The organism is Flavobacterium magnesitis, from assembly GCF_041729735.1.
Lineage (GTDB): Bacteria > Bacteroidota > Bacteroidia > Flavobacteriales > Flavobacteriaceae > Flavobacterium > Flavobacterium magnesitis.
Genome location: NZ_JBCFQK010000012.1, coordinates 13,318 through 30,238, shown reverse-complemented (window position 1 = coordinate 30,238; position 16,921 = coordinate 13,318). Strand labels below are relative to the sequence as shown.

Sequence of the window (16,921 nt, the reverse complement as noted above, 5' to 3'; positions counted from 1 at the left end):
TAAAATTTTTGTAATTTTGCAATCCAAATTTTAAAAACAAATCAGAGTTTATGGGACTTATTAAAAGAAATCCTTTTGGACATATCTTATTTCTAAAAAAATGGTTGATTCGTTTTTTTGGAAGTTGTACTCATAGGCGCTATCGCGGTTTTAATGATTTGCAAATTGAAGGTTCGGAAATTATTCGAAATTTACCCGAAACCAACGTGCTTTTTATCTCAAATCATCAAACCTATTTTGCTGATGTTGTGGCTATGTTTCATGTTTTTAATGCTAGTTTAAGCGGACGAATCGATTCGATAAAAAACATTGGATACTTGTGGCAACCGAAGATGAATATTTATTATGTGGCGGCCAAAGAGACCATGCGTTCGGGATTGTTACCTAAAATATTGTCTTATGCTGGAGCCATTCCTGTGGAAAGAACCTGGCGTTCAGAAGGCGTAGATGTCGCCGAAAAAAAAGCCGTAAATCCTAATGATACCGAAAACATTAAAAAAGCATTAAATGATGGCTGGGTAATTACTTTTCCGCAAGGAACAACGCGTTCTTTTAAGCCCGTACGAAAAGGAACAGCACATATTATCAAACAGCATCGCCCAATTGTAGTTCCTATTGTGATTGATGGATTTCGTCGTTCTTTTGATAGAAAAGGAATCCGAATGAAAAAGAAAGGAATTCTACAATCATTTATCATTAAAGAACCACTCGAAATTGATTATGATAATGATACAATTGACGAAATTGTTGAAAAAATAGAATTTGCCATTGAGCAACACCCTTCTTTTTTAAAGGTAATCCCAGTAGAAGAGCTAGAGGAACAAGAACAATTGAATAAATTGCGTCAATGGGAAATAGAATAGATAGAGAGCAAAATAGCTCTCTTTTTTTATTCATTTTCTTTTAAACTTTATACTTTGTATATTAGGGATTTTTAACAAAGTCAATAAATATGAACATTCCCCATACCCATTTACCGAGAATTGTAATTATTGGAGGCGGTTTTGCCGGAATAGCATTAGCCAAAGAATTAAGAAATAAAAAAGTTCAGGTAGTCCTTTTAGATAAACACAATTACAATACTTTTCAACCTTTATTATACCAAGTAGCAACTGGAGGACTCGAAGCGGGTTCTATCGCATTTCCTATTCGAAAAGTAATTCAGGAGCACAAAGATTTCTATTTTAGATTGACTTCAGTTCAGGAAATCGATACCGAAAATAAAAAAGTGATAGCCGAAATAGGAGATTTGCATTATGATTATTTGATTATTGCAACAGGTTCTAAAACAAATTATTTTGGTAATAAAGAAATGAAGCGAAACAGTATGGCAATGAAAACCATACCGCAATCCCTTAATATACGAAGTTTAATACTCGAAAATTTTGAACAAGCCGTATTGGTAAAAGACACATTAGAACGAAAAAATCTGATGAATTTTGTGATAGTTGGCGGTGGACCCACAGGAGTTGAATTAGCAGGAGCTTTGGCTGAAATGAAAAAGGGTATTTTGCATAAAGACTATCCTGATTTGAATCTTGATAAGATGGAAATCAATTTGATTCAAAGTGGCGATAGAATCCTTAACACAATGAGTGAAAAATCCTCAGCTGCAGCCGAAAAATTTCTTCTGGGACTTGGTGTAAATATTTGGAAAAACGTAAGAGTAACTAGTTATGACGGTCATACAATAACAACAAATTCCGATTTAAGTTTTGATACTGCCACCGTTATTTGGACAGCTGGTGTGCAAGGCGCTGTCGTCTCTGGCTTAAAAGCTGATTCTTTGGTGGAAAGGGTAGAACGCATTCGAGTCAATCAATACAATCAGGTAAAAGGATACGATACTATTTTTGCAATTGGTGATATTGCTTCTATGGAAACCGAAACTTTTCCAAATGGTCATCCTATGATGGCTCAGCCCGCGTTGCAACAAGGGAAATTATTGGGAAAAAATATTATTCGCTACATAAAAAAGCAAGAAATGCAAGCTTTTGAATATAAAGACAAAGGCTCGATGGCAACTATTGGAAGAAATAAGGCTGTTGTCGATTTACCAAACTGCCATTTTCACGGCGTTTTTGCCTGGTTTGTTTGGATGGTTGTCCATTTGTTTTCTCTAATTGGTTTCAAAAACAAAGCAGTTGTTTTTTTGAGTTGGGCTTATAATTACATTCGTTTTGATCGTGAAGGCCGTTTGATTATCCGACCTTATAAAAAGAGAAATTTTACTTCTTTTACTAGTGATGAAATATAATTTTAGCAAATTATAAAGGTTTGTTTTTATAATAATTCACCGTTAAATTGATAAATTTACTGTAACTATCCATACCTTCTTTTTGTTGATTTAACTTAAGATACTGGTCATAAAAAGCATGAAAACCTTTTTCTATAGGCGTTTGATATTGCATCCAGAAATTTTGACTTTCAATATAGTTTTTGATAATACCTGGGTGTACTGTTTTTACTAATTGGAGATATGTTTTTTCGTTTCGAATTTGCCAATTGTTCAAACAATAACGCAAAGCAAAGCTATAACCTGAATATTTAAAGTATAAATCATCATTTTGTACCGAAGCTAAAAAACCGATGAAATTGCATTCGCTTTCACTAGCATATCCCATTTGATGCGCCATTTCGTGACAACTTGTGGTCGGTAAATTGTACATTGGCATCAAATAATTAAGCTGCGCTTCATTGGAAAAAGGATTCAAATAACCACTAAATCCCATGTAAGTAAGCGGTAAGCTAAACAAGGATTTTTTGACACTCAAATTCGAATAAGTAAAAAACGGAAACTGAGTGGCGAGGTTTTTATAGCCATTCAAGTTTTTAGCAAAAGTTTCTTCTTGTGAGTAAGGAAAGACTACTTTTAGACTATCATTCTGAGTTATTTTGATTTGAATTTCATTGGTTTTAGCAATAATTTTTTTTGTAAAATCCAATAAATCAGCATCCGAATAATCGCGTTCAATATTCATTTTTTCGAAAAGAGGAACTCTATAATAGTTGATTGCCCAAAGAAAATAAAAGAAGAAATGAAAAACAGAAACGATACTCAAAATGGATAATAGTTGTTTTTTCCAGTTGGTCTTCCAATTTTTCCGATTGTTCCAAAACCATTTTATGACTAGTAAAATCAAAATAAAATAAAGCACATCGCCCATGGAAACTGGAATCCATCCCAAAACAATTCTGAGAAAATTAGAAATAAATAAATACAATCCGTTGCTGTAAAAACGTTCCACAGATTCAGGAAAAAACGGAATTATTTTAAGAATTAAAATTTGAATAACGAGCAATAAAGGGAGTACATATTTCCTTTTCAAAATGATGTTTTTTTTAGCGTAAATATAATTACAATAATCAATTTTATACTAGAAAAGGATTTTAAACTTTGTAACTTTGAGTTTTTAAAACCGAAAATACAACACAAAATATGAGTCAAGAGATACGGAATTTAGAACCTAAGGAGTTGTGGAATAATTTTGCCAATTTGAATGCTGTGCCTCGACCTTCTAAAAAAGAAGAACGTGTGGTAGCCTTTATAAAAAACTTTGGTAAAAACTTAGGTTTGGAAGTTTTTGAAGATGAAGTTCATAATATAATCATCCGGAAACCAGCCACGGCAGGAATGGAAAATCGCAAACCAATTGTCTTGCAAGGACATTTGGACATGGTACACCAAAAGAATGCAGATACTGTTTTTGATTTCGATACACAAGGAATTGAAATGTATGTTGATGGCGATTGGGTACGTGCTAAAGGAACGACTTTAGGAGCAGATAATGGTTTAGGAGTAGCCGCAATTATGGCTGTTTTAGAAAGTAAAACTCTTGCTCATCCAGCTATTGAAGCCTTGTTTACTGTTGATGAAGAAACAGGAATGACGGGAGCTATGAACTTAAATGGTGGTTTACTTCAAGGACAAATTCTGTTGAATTTGGATACCGAGGAAGATGACGAAATTGACATCGGTTGCGCTGGAGGAATTGATGTTACTGCAGAAGCAGAGTTTGATGAGGAAGAAACTCCGGATTATTCAGTAGGTTATAGCATTACAGTAAAAGGTCTTAAAGGAGGGCATTCTGGAATTGATATTCATAAAGGTTTAGGAAATGCCAATAAAATCATGAACCGATTGTTGTATGATGGTTTTGATAATTTTGGTTTGCAAATTTCGGAAATTCAAGGTGGAAGTTTGCGTAATGCTATTCCACGTGAGAGTGTAGCAAAGGTAATTATTGCTTCCGTTTATGACGAAGCTTTTGTTTTTGATATGCAGCAAATTGTTGCCGAAATTAAAAATGAATTAAAAACAACTGAACCTGATTTAGAAATTGTTTTCGAAAAATTAAAACAAACGCCAGCTACAGTAATGCCATCTATAGCCCAGTATTATTTTGTAAGAGCAATGGCAACAGCAGCAAATGGAGTGCATAGAATGAGTGCCGATTTTGATAATTTGGTCGAAACTTCTAATAATATTGCAAAAGTGATTCTTGGAAAAGGAAAATTATCGGTGCAATGTTTAACGCGTTCTTCTGTAGAATCGGCTAAGTTTGATTTGGCTAATGAGTTGCGTTCTGCTTTTGAACTAATGGGCTGCGAAGTAGAAATTTCAGGTTCTTATCCAGGTTGGACACCAAATCCGGAATCGGAGATTTTAGAGGTTTTGGTTCCAATTTATGAAAAATTAAATGGAGAAAAACCAAAAGTAGTGGCTTGTCATGCTGGTTTAGAATGCGGAATTCTAGGAGCTAATTATCCTGATATAGATATGATTTCTTTTGGGCCAACCATTCAGGGAGCACATTCTCCAGATGAAAGAGCGAGTATTACTTCTTCTCAAAAATTCTGGAAATTCTTAGTTGAAATTTTGGCGAATATTCCAGTAAAATAAAAAAAGTGTTCAGTGTACAGTTTTTAGTATTCAGTTTTGCTGATCACTAAAAACTGAATACTGATGACTTAAATTTAGTCTCTTTTAGGACTGTTTTTCTTTTCTCTCTTTTCTTCTTTCTTCTCTTTTGCTGTTTTCAGCGGTTCTTTTTTAGCCGTTTTTTTAGCGTCTTGACTTTTTGCCATGATAATAGGTTTTTATGGTTTTGTTTCAGTAAATGTAAATTTTATTGTGTTTGCTTTGTCATTTATTCAAAAAAAATCCCCAACTACTTTTGTAATTGAGGACTTATCTACTATCTAAATTATTAGTTTATTTTTTCTTTAGGACTTTGTACTGTTCATAACATCCACTTATGGCATCCATAATTTGTAAATCGTTTGCAGTTTGGATAAAAGATTCCGAATAATTGCAACGTTGTAATATTTCTGGGATTTCATTTTTGTCTATTCCTAATAAAACAGCAATGGTTTCTCTGTCAAATTTAGATTCCAGAAGTGTTCGAACGGTATCGTCTTTCTTCATCTCTTTTATTTTTTTGAGTTCATTTCCTTTTCTGCCAAATACATTGTACAACATATCAGCTGGATTGAAAATAGAACCCAATACTTTTCCAAAAGCGCCAGGCGAATATTCTCCTGCTTCATAACCATTGTTTAGGCCTGAAATGCTGTAACGGTAATTTTGATTGGTAGGGATGGTTTTAGAATCTACTTCAAGATAACCAGTTAAATTAAATGGACGAATGATTACTTCTTCTAAGGCAATAGCTCTTTCGGTAAGGAAAATTTTCGCCATTTTATTTTTTATCCAGTCGTTGGTTACTTTCACTCTTAGCGATTGAAATCCTAAAAGAGAAAAATGTAAGGTGTCAGTAGGGTGCACATCAATTTCAAAATATCCGGTAGAATCTGTTTTTGAACCTCTTACTTTATTAATATTGATGATGTTAACTCCAGATAGAGGGGTTTTGCCGTTGTCGTTGTAGACATAGCCTGTTACCTTTTGAGAAGAAGATGCTTCTTGTGCAAAAGCAGATACAGATAGTATTAAAAAAAAGAAAACTACAAAATATTTCATAAACTGGTTTAAGACTTTAAAAGTAATAAATCGGCTTTAAATATTTTGTAGTTTCCTTTTTTAATTATAAGAAAATTAACAATAGAGTGTTAGTCTCTTCTTGGTCTTCTTGGTCTTGGTGAATCACCAAAGCTTTCAGAGCGTCTTGCTGGTCTTTCTGATGAGCCACCTTCACGTCTTGGAGCAGCGCTGCTTTTTTCGCTTCTGAAACCACCTTCTCTTGGAGCTGAGTTTCTGTCGCTTCTAAAACCACCACCAGAACCTTCACGTCTTGGAGCAAAGTTTCCTTCTCTTCTTGGAGCAGAACTTCTTCCACCAAATCCACCACCAGAATTTCTACCGTTATGGTCACGTCTTCCGCCACCATCATTTTTAGAAATTTCAACATTAATACGACGTCCTTCTAATTGTACGTTGTTTAATACTTCCATTACTTTATCAGTATGTTCTGGATCAGTATTAAAGAAAGAGAAACCTTCTTTTACATCTACTTTGAAAACGTCATCACGACCTAGGTCTAATGTTTCTTTCAGGTAATCTTTCAATGTCATCCAGTCAAAGTTATCTCTTGAACCAATGTTCACAAAATATCTTGTAGCGCCACCATTGTTGTTTTCTCTTGGAGCACGATCGTCTCCGCGCTCACGTCTGTCTCCAGATTGAGCCGAAATATCTCTGGTTTTCTTGTAGTAATTGATAAAACGGTTAAATTCAACTGAAACCATTTTCTTAATCAATTCTTCTTTAGTTAAACCTTCTAATACATTATTGATAGCTGGTAAATAGTTGTCAATTTCGTGATCAACTTCAGTATCTTTAATTTTAGTAGCTAAGTGTAGTAATTGAATTTCGCAGATTTCGATTCCAGAAGGAATTGTTTTTTCTTCAAATTTTTGTTTGATGATTCTTTCGATAGAAGAAATTTTACGCAATTCACTTTTAGTTACAATCACGATAGAAGTTCCTAATTTACCTGCACGACCTGTACGACCTGAACGGTGGTTGTAGGTTTCAATTTCGTCTGGTAATTGGTAGTTTACTACGTGAGTAATGTTGTCAACGTCAATTCCACGAGCAGCAACGTCAGTAGCTACAAGCATTTGAATTTGACGACCTCTAAAGGATTTCATTACACCATCACGTTGCGCCTGAGATAAATCTCCGTGCAAAGCAGCAGCACTGTATCCATCTTCAACTAATTTTTCAGCAATAGCTTGTGTATCACGTTTTGTTCTACAAAAAACTACAGAGAAAATGTCTGGATTAGCATCAGCTAAACGTTTTAAAGCTTCGTAACGGTCACGAGCATTTACTAAGTAAAATTCATGAGAAACCGTTGCTGAACCTGAATTTTTAGTACCAACAGTAATTTCCTGAGGATTAGTCATGAATTGTTTTCCAATTCTTGCAACCTCTGCTGGCATAGTAGCAGAAAACAACCATGTGTTTTTTTCGTCTGGGGTTGTTGAAAGGATGTTTACGATATCTTCGTAGAATCCCATGTTCAACATTTCGTCTGCTTCGTCAAGAATACAATAATTAATTTGAGTAATGTTTACCAATCCTCTGTTAATCATGTCTTGCATTCTACCTGGAGTAGCCACAATAATTTGTGCTCCTCTCTTAATGTCTCTCGCTTGTTCGGTAATACTAGCCCCACCGTAAACTGCTACCACATTAATACCTTTTTCGTATTTAGAGTAGTTTTTAAGTTCGTTGGTAATCTGTAAGCAAAGCTCGCGTGTTGGAGATAAAATTAACGCCTGCGTATTTCTGTTGTCAGCATCAATTTTTTGGATAACTGGAAAACCAAAAGCTGCCGTTTTCCCTGTCCCAGTCTGAGCCAACGCAACCATATCTGTATCTTTTTCCAATAATAGGGGAATCGCCTTCTCCTGTACTTCTGACGGATTTTCAAATCCTAGATCTTTAATCGCCTTCAGTAACGATTCACTCAATCCTAATTGTTCAAATTTATTCATTATGTATTTTTAAAATAGGGTGCAAAATTACTGTTAATATTCGATATAAACTAATGCTATTCCAAGTTTTAATGATTTAATATCTTTTGATTATCAGAAAGTTATCTTTTTAAACTAAAATGGGAGCTTCTAATTTTTGAATTTTTACAGTAAATAATGAAAATCTTTATAATAAAAATGAATAAATATGTTGGATTTTAAACAATTATTTTGTTTTACTTAAAAAAGCAATTAACAATTGAGTTGCTTTTCCTCTATGGCTAATTTTATTTTTAATTTCCAATGATAATTCGGCGAAAGTTTCTTCAAAGTCTTCGAGTTGAAAAATAGGGTCGTACCCAAAACCCTGATTTCCTGATTTTTCCTTTGTAATTTTTCCTTTGGCAATTCCAGTAAATAAATGTTGTTGTCCGTTAAGATTTAGTGCAATTACGGTTTTGAATTGAGCCGTACGATCTGTTTTTTCGATTAGATTGTCTAATAAAAGATTCATGTTGTCTTCGGCATTGCGTTGTCCTCCCGCATATCGAGCTGAATACACTCCTGGTGCTCCATTCAATGCAGTTACTTCTAGTCCAGTATCATCGGCAAAACAATTGTAACCGTATTTTTCAGTTACATAATTGGCTTTAAGAATAGCATTTCCTTCAATGGTATCAGCTGTTTCAGGAATTTCTTCGTAGCAGCCAATGGATTCCAGACTTAAAATTTCTATAGTACTTGGAAGTAATTGCTGGATTTCTTTGATTTTGTTTTTATTATTGGAAGCGAATACAAGTTGCATTTTCTATGATTTAAATTGGAATGATTAGAGTGTTTTTTTTAACTTAATTTTTGTAAACTGTTGTTTTTGAGTTAATTAAATATTAAATAATGGTATTGGTTGTGTGTTTTTAGATAATGCTTTGTATCTTTATATTGTGGTTTTGATTCATTAGTTGTGTATGTTAATTTGGGAAGAAGAATAAAAACACAACAATCAGTACATTTAGTTAATTATAAGTTGAAAATAGTAAATCAAAACCAAATTTTGGAGGGCTTTAAAAGCCCTCCTTTTTTTTGAGGTGTGTGGTAATGTTGCCTAAATTATTAGGAAAATATAAATCCGAAAGATGAGTGAATTCATCCCCACGCATAAATATAGAGCCATCTACTTCTTCATAACTTGATTTTCCTGCTGCCGCCAATAACTCGTTAGCAGCGTGCAATGTGTTTTTATGAAAATGATATACCCGTTCAGATTTATCGGTCACAACTAGACCTTTCATCAGCATTTTGTCCTGAGTAGCAACTCCAGTTGGACATTGATTATTATGACAACGTAAAGCCTGAATACACCCTAACGAAAACATAAAACCTCTGGCGCTGTTACATATATCTGCACCTAATGCAATGGCGTGTAAAATAGAGTATCCAGAAATAATTTTTCCACTGCCAATGATTCGTATTTTATCCCGAATATTCAAATTGATTAATGTTTTATTGACAAAAATTAAGGCAGGTTCAAAAGGCATTCCAACACCATCTGAAAATTCCAAAGGGGCAGCACCTGTTCCACCTTCGGCACCATCAACAGTAATAAAATCAGGATAACAATCGGCAGCAATCATTTCGTGACAAATGGCTTCGAACTCACTGGTTTGACCAATGCAGAGTTTAAATCCAATAGGCTTTCCGTTTGATAATTGACGCAAACGATCTATAAATTCTACCAATTCTTTGGCGTTAGAAAAAGCACTGTGACTTGGTGGTGATAAAATTAAAGTATGCGGGATTACCCCTCTTATTTTAGCAATTTGCTCCGTGTTTTTTGCAGCGGGTAAAACACCACCGTGACCTGGTTTAGCTCCTTGTGATAGTTTTATTTCAATCATTTTTACTTCAGGAAGATTTGCTTTTTCGGCAAATCGAACCCCGTCAAAACCTCCTCGGTCATCTCGACAGCCAAAATATCCCGTTCCAATTTGCCAAGTAATATCGCCACCATTTTGATGAAATTCAGTCAATCCACCTTCGCCTGTGTTGTGATAGAAATGACCTCTTTGAGCTCCTTTGTTCAGTGCAATAATTGCATTTTCACTCAAAGAGCCAAAACTCATTGCTGAAATATTCAATAAGGAAGCCGAATAAGGTTGTTTGCAATCTTTTCCTCCCACTAAAACTCGTGATAATTCTTCATTTACTTTGGTAGGAAACACAGAATGTTTAATTCCTTCGTAATTACTGTGGTTTAAGTCTAATTGTGTTCCAAAAGGGGTATTAGAACTAATGTTTTTAGCTCTTTGATAGACAAGGGAACGCTGGTTTCTTGAAAAAGGTTTTCCGTCAGTGGAACGTTCGATAAAATACTGTTGAATTTCTGGCGAAATACTTTCAAAAATATACCTGAAATAACCAATAATTGGAAAGTTTCGTAGGATGGCATGTTTTTTTTGAATGCTATTATAAAATCCGATGCTTATAAAAGCAATCATTATTACAGAAAACAAATAGGATGTTTCCATGTAATAGTTGAAAAATAATGAAATGGCTAATAATGAAATCCCAACAATGAAAATTTGTTTTCTCATTTGATAATATGGTTTAAAAAAGTACTATTCGAAAAGATAAATATTTCGATGTGACTAACTGTAACACAAACGAACATAAACATGTTTAATTCCCTTTTTATCTGAGTCTCTTTCGTCAATTTCAAGAATGTCAGTTAGTGACTTTAGCATAGGAGTCAGTTTTGAAAAACCGTAATTTCTTGGGTCAAATTCTGGTTTTTTCTTTACAATCAGGTTTCCTACATCGCCAAGGAAAGCCCAGCCGTCATCATCGCCTAAATCTTCAATAGTAGATTCTATTAATTCTATAGTAGGTTCGTCAATTTTATTGAGCGGTTTTTGTGTGGGTTTTTCAGTAATTTTAGTAATTGTTGTTGTTTTTTCAACTGGTTTTTTAGAATCTACAACTACTTTAGTTACTTTTTTCTTGTTGATTGCTCCATCTAAAACTTCGATAAAAATAAACCTATCACAGGCGCTAATAAACGGTTTTGGTGTTTTTTGTTCGCCAATTCCAATGACTTTCATTCCTGATTCTCTTAAACGAATCGCTAAACGAGTAAAATCGCTATCGCTGGAAACAATGCAAAAACCATCTAGTTTTCCAGAATACAATAAATCCATTGCATCTATAATCAAAGCGGAATCAGAAGAATTTTTGCCTGTAGTGTAACTGTATTGTTGGATAGGAGTAATGGCGTGTTCTAATAAAACGGCTTTCCAACCATTGGCATTAGGTTTAGTCCAATCGGCATAAATACGTTTGGTAGTAGGTGTTCCATACTTTGTGATTTCTTCCATCATTCCTTTTACATTACTGTACGGAACATTGTCGGCATCAATCAATACGGCTAATTTGAGTTCTTTTGTATTTTGTGGCATTGTATTTTTTTAAGTGAGCTAAAGATAATTATTTTCATTTAGTTTTTATTCTAAATATTATTATTTCATTTAGCCTCCTTTTTTTTAATAGAAAAGGAGAAGTTAAAAACTTCTCCTTTGTTTGATTTTTAGTTACTTTCTAAAACTTATTTTATTTAGTGAAATTCTTATGAAGTATCAGTAACTAAAGTACTATTGAATGTTTAAATTTCCTTCAATTCCATCGCTATTGTCTGTTTTTGTTCCAGTTATTGCAGCAGCCATAAAACTTAGCATAGATATAAATTTCCCTGCTTTGGTATCCCAATAATAGGTTTCTTCGGGAGTTACTCTAATTATGGTTACTTTAGGATCCTCTTTTCCTTCTTCAAACCATGCGTTAGCTAATGAGCTCCATTGTTCTTCTATGGTGTTTTTGTCTTTGTAAATAAATGCTTTTCCATAAATAGACAGATACTCCGCACTTCCATTGTTCATGAAATACAATTGCACTTTGTTCTCTTCTTCTATTTCAAAATTTTTGTTGCTTTCGGCACTGCTTATAAACCAAAGATTTCCATCCTGATCGCATTCCTGAAGGCTCATTGGGCGGGAATTCATTGGAAGCTCAGTTAAATTAGTGCAAAACATACAAATTCTGGCACTTTCTGATAATTCTTTTAATTTCTCTATTGCTTTTTTCTGTGTTAGATTTTCTATTGACATCTTCTTGTTTTTTTTAAGTTAAATATTTTTTTCTTCTCCATTAGCACACCAAGAAATAGCACTTTCCAACTTATCTTTTGGAAATGATTTAAATTCTCCTGGCATCAAGACACTAAATATTTCAGTGAAATTTTGTACTTTATTATTGTCAGTGACAATAGCGCAACGGTTCCATTTTGTGAGGTTTTTTATTCCGAGGAGTAGATCTTGCAACCAGGCTTTAAAAGTAAAATCTTCTATTCCTGTATTTAAATACAAAAGGTAATTTAATTCTTTATAAACTTTTACTTTTTGTTTTACAGTAGGGAACACCACGTTTTCAAAATCAGTTTCTGTTACAGTTCCACTTGCTTCAAAAGCGGCAACATTGTTTGGGATATTTGGTAGTATAGCTATCATAATTTCTATTTGTTTCTTCAAAATTATCATTTCTATACTTCGGTATGTTACAGATTTTCACGGAATTATTACATGATTTGATTTTTTAATAAATTCCAACCACTTCTAAAAAGAGTAAACCAGGAGTGTGGGAAAGAAATATTAACGTAATCAAGTGGTATTATTTAGAATTGCTGAATTGAAGATGTTCCAAGTTTTTTCCAGCCAAAGTTTTCTTTCCTACAGGTTTAAAGCCTAGTTTTAAATATAATTTTTTTGCTTGAGGATTTCCTTCTTCAACCAGTAAACCTAAGATTTGTTGATTTTGGATTGCATATTCATGGATTAAAAAGCGAAGTAGTTTTGTGCCAATTCCTCTACCTTGTTGGTTAGGATCAACTCCTAAAGAATCAATGTAAATCTCTCCCGATTGGGTTTCGTCTTCAGGATTAAAATTTTGGTTAAAATGGAATCTTACATATTGAATAATCGGATTTCTTAATTCGGTTAATTTTGAACCATCGTACAAATTAACTGCGGCTATAATTTGGTTTTCTTCTTCAGCAACCAAGCAATTTTGATAAGAATACTGGTTGTTTTCTTGTTTTACAAAATGCAGCAAAAAGGCTCTTGCTGTATCATAATCCTTTTGATTGATAAAATTGAAAATAATATCCTCCATACTTAATAACAGTAGTGTAGCAATATTTCCGGCATCTTTTAAAGTTGCTTTTCTGATAATCATTTTTTTATGCATTCCGGAAGTATTCATATCTCATTCAATTGTAATTTGGTTTCTGTAACTTTTCCAAAGGTATTTACAATATTTCCAAAGGCTTTTGCAACTTCTCCAAAGGTATTTGTAACTTTTCCAGAGACATTTGCAACTTCTCCAAAGACTTCTGCAACTTTTCCAAAGGCTTCTGCAACTTCTCCAAAGGTATTTGTAACTTTTCCAGAGGCATTTGTAATTTCTCCAAAGACTTATGCAACTTTTTCAAAGAGATTTGCAACATTGCAGTTGTCATCTGGAAGATTTTAGTTGTCAGTTTTAACTTTGTAGTCGGCTGTTTTTATTTCCAGTTGTTGCGCTTTTTAGTTTCGGTTATGTGTGCCAAATGATGCTTGCAATGCCAGGCATAGACTCCAATATTTTCGTCTAATCTAAAGGTTTTTCCGTGTTCGGGATGGATAAATATTCTTCCGTTTTGTTCTTCTGTTAGATGATTTAATAGTACAGTCCATCTTTCGTGAATGCCTTCTAATATTTTTAAAGAAGGAGCGATTGGCATATTTTTACTGTCTAAAAGTTCAGCCCATCGTTCTTCGTAATACGGTTTTATTGTAGGTTGGTCTTCGGTTAGTGCGAGCTTGAAACGAGTTAAACTGTTCATGTGGCTGTCGGCACAATGATGAATAACTTGTCTAATGGTCCAACCATTAGCTCTGTACGGAGTGTCTAGCTGTTCGTTAGTTAGATGATTGACTTCGTTTTTTAGTCTTGTTGGAAAAGATGAAATGGCAGCAATCCATTGTGATAAAATGTCTTTAGTAATTTTTGCTGGCGACTCGAATTGTCCTATTGGATATTTTAGTTGTTCTAATGTCATGTTAGCTTTTATGGTTTTATGAACCCTGTCAGAGTTTTAAACTCTAACAGGGTTACGAGAAGTTTAACTCTTTATTGATTTAGAAACGAGCCACACGAAAGGATTCGTACGGCAGCGGGGGAGCTATTATAGGCTTACCTTATTTAGTTACTAAATTCGTCGTTAAATTCAGTAATCATTAATTCGGGTTTCGATTTTGAATATTTTATAAAAATACTGTCGCCTTCTTTAACTTTGTCGTTTATATTAAAACCGTCACTATCTTCGAAATATTTTCCATCTACATTATATTTCACTCGAATTGAATTACCTTTGTATGTGGATTTTTTGGTGACTATTCCACGAATAATTACGTAATCTTGATTTATAAATTCAATTTCTTGATCCCTCTTTTCAGCTAAACCTGTTGCTATAAAATATATTCCGCTCATCGATACAAGTAAAACCAAGAAAATACAAATTTTCTCTTTTAATGATTTTTTTGTGGTTTTAATATTTTTATTCATTATTCTTTTTGTACACAGTTTATATACTCCCACAATAGGCTAGATTGGAAAAGGTTTGCGTCGCTATATTGTTTTCCAAATATATTCATTTTTTCTTACAAACATTCAGCTCATTAGTTGAATTGGAAAACTATTCTTGTTTCTTAGCCCCGATGGTAGCGGCATCCTCTTGTGGCTCGTTTCTTTAACGAGATACAAGAGATAGAGCGGACAGCGGGTGAAAAAGTGAATGGATCAACTGGCGTAAATAGCTCCTAAAAATAAATTTTGCTTAAAAGCCCCTAATAAAATTTAAATAATTATTTTTGCAAACTGTTAAAAATTAATGTTATTACATCACGATAGTATGGTAAAAGATTTATTCGAAAGAATTCAGAGCAATAAAGGACCTTTAGGAAAATGGGCTTCGCAAGCAGAAGGTTATTTTGTATTTCCAAAATTAGAGGGAGATTTAGGTCCAAGAATGAAATTTCAAGGAAAAGAGGTTTTGAACTGGAGTTTGAATGACTATTTAGGTCTGGCGAATCATCCAGAAGTGCGTAAAGCAGATGCGGATGCAGCGTTAGAATTTGGTGCAGCTGCCCCAATGGGAGCTCGTATGATGAGTGGTCATACTAAATATCACGAACAATTAGAGCAGGAATTGGCTGCTTTTGTAATGAAAGAATCAGCTTACTTGTTGAATTTTGGTTACCAGGGAATGGTGTCTATTATTGATGCTTTAGTAACCAGAAATGATGTTATTGTTTATGATGTTGATGGTCATGCTTGTATTATTGATGGAGTTCGTTTGCATAGCGGAAAACGTTTTACATACAAACACAACGACATTGAAAGTATGGAGAAAAACCTGCAACGTGCTACAAAATTAGCCGAAGAAACAGGTGGAGGAATTCTTTTTATTACGGAAGGTGTTTTCGGGATGCGTGGGCAACAAGGAAAGTTGAAAGAAATTGTAGCAATGAAAAAGAAATACAATTTCCGTTTGTTAGTTGATGATGCACACGGTTTTGGTACTCTTGGTAAAACAGGTGCCGGAGCAGGTGAGGAGCAAGGTTGTCAGGACGGAATTGATGTTTACTTTTCGACTTTTGCAAAATCGATGGCTAACATTGGTGCATTTGTAGCCGCTGACAAAGATGTTATTGATTATTTAAAATACAACTTACGTTCTCAAATGTTTGCCAAAGCATTGCCAATGATTCAAACTATTGGTTCTTTGAAACGTTTGCAATTATTGCGTGATAACCCAGGATTGAAAAATAAATTATGGGAAAATGTAAATGCTTTGCAAAGTGGTTTAAAAGCTAAAGGATTCAACATAGGTGATACTAATACGTGTGTTACGCCAGTTTATTTAGAAGGAAGTGTGCCTGAAGCAATGGTAATGGTAAATGACTTAAGAGAGAATTATGGTATTTTCTTGTCGATTGTAATTTATCCTGTTATTCCAAAAGGAATGATCCTATTGCGTGTTATTCCTACGGCTCCCCATACTTTGGCTGATATTGATGAAACATTGACTGCTTTTGAAGCTATTCGTGAGAAATTAGTAAACGGAACTTACAAAGAAATTGCTGCTAAAACTACAGTAGATTTAGACGCATAAGCTTATAAAATCAAATTCTCTAGTGGGAATTATATAAAAAAAATCCATTCAGTATATGAGTGGATTTTTTTTGCTTTAAAATACCTTTACAAGAATAACCCAAAACCTTAAATGATTATGAAAGCAGTATATTTACTTAGTAATGTTGTTTTGATTGCAATTTTATTTTCTTGTGTGGATAGTAAAAAAAAGGAGGTCGTTGTTCCGCCTCTTGAAGTAAAATCTCCTCTGGAAACACCTCAAAAAGAATGTTATCAGGCTGTAATTGAAAAAGATACCCTGACATTGTCTGTGGATGTGAATAGTGTAAACGAATTTACAGGTGAATTAGATTATTCTTATTATGAGAAAGATAAAAGCTTTGGTACACTTTTAGGCAATGTAAAAGGAGATACCATTTTTGCCGATTATAAATTTGAATCAGAAGGAAAAACCTCTATTCGAGAATTAGCTTTCCTAAAAAAAGATGCCAATACTTATGTTGAAGGTTATGGAGAAATGGTAGAAACTAATGATAAAATGTCTTTTAAAGATAAAAGCAAAATTAAATTTGATGGAAACATCGTTTATACTAAAATAGATTGCAAACCCTAATTAATTCAAAAAAATAGGATTGCAGATTTTTGATTAACGATTCTTGATTTTAGATTTTTATTTTGCAAAAAAAATATTTGCTAATTCCAATCTAAAATCAAGAATCGTTAATCTACATTCAAA

At 33.8% G+C, this 16,921-nt stretch carries 17 protein-coding genes; 6 read left to right on the top strand and 11 right to left on the bottom strand.

All coding sequences use genetic code 11. The features are described 5' to 3' along the window. Positions 1-50 precede the first annotated feature (50 nt). Complete coding sequence (locus AAGV33_RS09470) at positions 51-863, top strand: lysophospholipid acyltransferase family protein (RefSeq protein WP_373391733.1); 813 nt, start codon at positions 51-53, stop codon at positions 861-863. An 89-nt stretch (positions 864-952) separates the two neighbouring features. After that, positions 953-2,257 (top strand): NAD(P)/FAD-dependent oxidoreductase, encoded by a 1,305-nt coding sequence (locus AAGV33_RS09465; protein WP_373391732.1) that lies wholly within the window; start codon positions 953-955, stop codon positions 2,255-2,257. A 10-nt stretch (positions 2,258-2,267) separates the two neighbouring features. On the opposite strand, the gene AAGV33_RS09460 is transcribed toward AAGV33_RS09465, so the two are convergent. Next, positions 2,268-3,329 carry a DUF3810 domain-containing protein gene (locus AAGV33_RS09460; RefSeq protein ID WP_373391731.1) on the bottom strand — a complete coding sequence of 354 codons (1,062 nt, stop codon included), beginning with the start codon at positions 3,327-3,329 and terminating at the stop codon, positions 2,268-2,270. Positions 3,330-3,439: 110 nt separating this feature from the next. Here AAGV33_RS09460 and AAGV33_RS09455 point away from each other — a divergent pair, with 110 nt between their 5' ends. Further along, complete coding sequence (locus tag AAGV33_RS09455) at positions 3,440-4,903, top strand: aminoacyl-histidine dipeptidase (RefSeq protein ID WP_373391730.1); 1,464 nt, start codon at positions 3,440-3,442, stop codon at positions 4,901-4,903. 312 nt (positions 4,904-5,215) lie between these two features. Here AAGV33_RS09455 and AAGV33_RS09450 read toward each other — a convergent pair whose 3' ends face one another. From AAGV33_RS09450 to AAGV33_RS09415, 8 genes are all read right to left on the bottom strand, one after another. Beyond that, positions 5,216-5,983: a carboxypeptidase-like regulatory domain-containing protein gene (locus AAGV33_RS09450; protein ID WP_373391729.1), complete on the bottom strand. Its 768-nt coding sequence runs from the start codon at positions 5,981-5,983 to the stop codon at positions 5,216-5,218. Positions 5,984-6,072: 89 nt separating this feature from the next. After that, on the bottom strand, positions 6,073-7,965 hold the full coding sequence (locus AAGV33_RS09445; protein WP_373391728.1) for a DEAD/DEAH box helicase: 1,893 nt from the start codon (positions 7,963-7,965) through the stop codon (positions 6,073-6,075). 205 nt (positions 7,966-8,170) lie between these two features. Next, on the bottom strand, positions 8,171-8,749 hold the full coding sequence (locus AAGV33_RS09440; RefSeq protein WP_373391727.1) for a non-canonical purine NTP diphosphatase: 579 nt from the start codon (positions 8,747-8,749) through the stop codon (positions 8,171-8,173). 256 nt (positions 8,750-9,005) lie between these two features. After that, positions 9,006-10,535 carry an FMN-binding glutamate synthase family protein gene (locus AAGV33_RS09435; protein ID WP_373391726.1) on the bottom strand — a complete coding sequence of 510 codons (1,530 nt, stop codon included), beginning with the start codon at positions 10,533-10,535 and terminating at the stop codon, positions 9,006-9,008. Between the two features lie 54 nt (positions 10,536-10,589). Further along, entirely contained in the window at positions 10,590-11,396 is an 807-nt protein-coding gene (locus AAGV33_RS09430) for an NYN domain-containing protein (RefSeq protein ID WP_373391725.1), read from the bottom strand. 192 nt (positions 11,397-11,588) lie between these two features. After that, positions 11,589-12,101 (bottom strand): pyridoxamine 5'-phosphate oxidase family protein, encoded by a 513-nt coding sequence (locus AAGV33_RS09425; RefSeq protein WP_373391724.1) that lies wholly within the window; start codon positions 12,099-12,101, stop codon positions 11,589-11,591. An 18-nt stretch (positions 12,102-12,119) separates the two neighbouring features. Then, positions 12,120-12,500: a SpoIIAA family protein gene (locus AAGV33_RS09420; protein ID WP_373391723.1), complete on the bottom strand. Its 381-nt coding sequence runs from the start codon at positions 12,498-12,500 to the stop codon at positions 12,120-12,122. A 160-nt stretch (positions 12,501-12,660) separates the two neighbouring features. Beyond that, the gene (locus AAGV33_RS09415) at positions 12,661-13,224 is read right to left on the bottom strand and encodes a GNAT family N-acetyltransferase (protein ID WP_373391722.1); all 564 of its coding nucleotides are present in this window, start codon (positions 13,222-13,224) and stop codon (positions 12,661-12,663) included. 6 nt (positions 13,225-13,230) lie between these two features. Here AAGV33_RS09415 and AAGV33_RS09410 point away from each other — a divergent pair, with 6 nt between their 5' ends. Beyond that, positions 13,231-13,521 (top strand): hypothetical protein, encoded by a 291-nt coding sequence (locus AAGV33_RS09410; RefSeq protein ID WP_373391721.1) that lies wholly within the window; start codon positions 13,231-13,233, stop codon positions 13,519-13,521. 31 nt (positions 13,522-13,552) lie between these two features. Here AAGV33_RS09410 and AAGV33_RS09405 read toward each other — a convergent pair whose 3' ends face one another. Beyond that, entirely contained in the window at positions 13,553-14,089 is a 537-nt protein-coding gene (locus tag AAGV33_RS09405) for a YfiT family bacillithiol transferase (protein ID WP_373391720.1), read from the bottom strand. Between the two features lie 143 nt (positions 14,090-14,232). Then, complete coding sequence (locus AAGV33_RS09400; RefSeq protein ID WP_373391719.1) at positions 14,233-14,595, bottom strand: hypothetical protein; 363 nt, start codon at positions 14,593-14,595, stop codon at positions 14,233-14,235. A gap of 346 nt (positions 14,596-14,941) precedes the next feature. On the opposite strand from AAGV33_RS09400, the gene AAGV33_RS09395 reads away from it, so the two are divergent. Both AAGV33_RS09395 and AAGV33_RS09390 read left to right on the top strand, forming a co-directional pair. Continuing rightward, on the top strand, positions 14,942-16,204 hold the full coding sequence (locus tag AAGV33_RS09395; RefSeq protein WP_373391832.1) for an aminotransferase class I/II-fold pyridoxal phosphate-dependent enzyme: 1,263 nt from the start codon (positions 14,942-14,944) through the stop codon (positions 16,202-16,204). A 117-nt stretch (positions 16,205-16,321) separates the two neighbouring features. Continuing rightward, positions 16,322-16,798 (top strand): hypothetical protein, encoded by a 477-nt coding sequence (locus AAGV33_RS09390; protein ID WP_373391718.1) that lies wholly within the window; start codon positions 16,322-16,324, stop codon positions 16,796-16,798. Positions 16,799-16,921: the final 123 nt, after the last annotated feature.

Bases quoted from the DNA above. Each gene is read 5' to 3' on its own strand.
- AAGV33_RS09400 (WP_373391719.1), bottom strand. From the start codon at position 14,595: ATGAATAAAAATATTAAAACCACAAAAAAATCATTAAAAGAGAAAATT.
- AAGV33_RS09395 (WP_373391832.1), top strand. From the start codon at position 14,942: ATGGTAAAAGATTTATTCGAAAGAATTCAGAGCAATAAAGGACCTTTA.
- AAGV33_RS09425 (WP_373391724.1), bottom strand. From the start codon at position 12,101: ATGTCAATAGAAAATCTAACACAGAAAAAAGCAATAGAGAAATTAAAA.
- AAGV33_RS09470 (WP_373391733.1), top strand. From the start codon at position 51: ATGGGACTTATTAAAAGAAATCCTTTTGGACATATCTTATTTCTAAAA.
- AAGV33_RS09405 (WP_373391720.1), bottom strand. From the start codon at position 14,089: ATGACATTAGAACAACTAAAATATCCAATAGGACAATTCGAGTCGCCA.
- AAGV33_RS09465 (WP_373391732.1), top strand. From the start codon at position 953: ATGAACATTCCCCATACCCATTTACCGAGAATTGTAATTATTGGAGGC.
- AAGV33_RS09455 (WP_373391730.1), top strand. From the start codon at position 3,440: ATGAGTCAAGAGATACGGAATTTAGAACCTAAGGAGTTGTGGAATAAT.
- AAGV33_RS09430 (WP_373391725.1), bottom strand. From the start codon at position 11,396: ATGCCACAAAATACAAAAGAACTCAAATTAGCCGTATTGATTGATGCC.
- AAGV33_RS09445 (WP_373391728.1), bottom strand. From the start codon at position 7,965: ATGAATAAATTTGAACAATTAGGATTGAGTGAATCGTTACTGAAGGCG.
- AAGV33_RS09440 (WP_373391727.1), bottom strand. From the start codon at position 8,749: ATGCAACTTGTATTCGCTTCCAATAATAAAAACAAAATCAAAGAAATC.
- AAGV33_RS09415 (WP_373391722.1), bottom strand. From the start codon at position 13,224: ATGATTATCAGAAAAGCAACTTTAAAAGATGCCGGAAATATTGCTACA.
- AAGV33_RS09390 (WP_373391718.1), top strand. From the start codon at position 16,322: ATGAAAGCAGTATATTTACTTAGTAATGTTGTTTTGATTGCAATTTTA.
- AAGV33_RS09420 (WP_373391723.1), bottom strand. From the start codon at position 12,500: ATGATAGCTATACTACCAAATATCCCAAACAATGTTGCCGCTTTTGAA.
- AAGV33_RS09450 (WP_373391729.1), bottom strand. From the start codon at position 5,983: ATGAAATATTTTGTAGTTTTCTTTTTTTTAATACTATCTGTATCTGCT.
- AAGV33_RS09410 (WP_373391721.1), top strand. From the start codon at position 13,231: ATGCATTCCGGAAGTATTCATATCTCATTCAATTGTAATTTGGTTTCT.
- AAGV33_RS09435 (WP_373391726.1), bottom strand. From the start codon at position 10,535: ATGAGAAAACAAATTTTCATTGTTGGGATTTCATTATTAGCCATTTCA.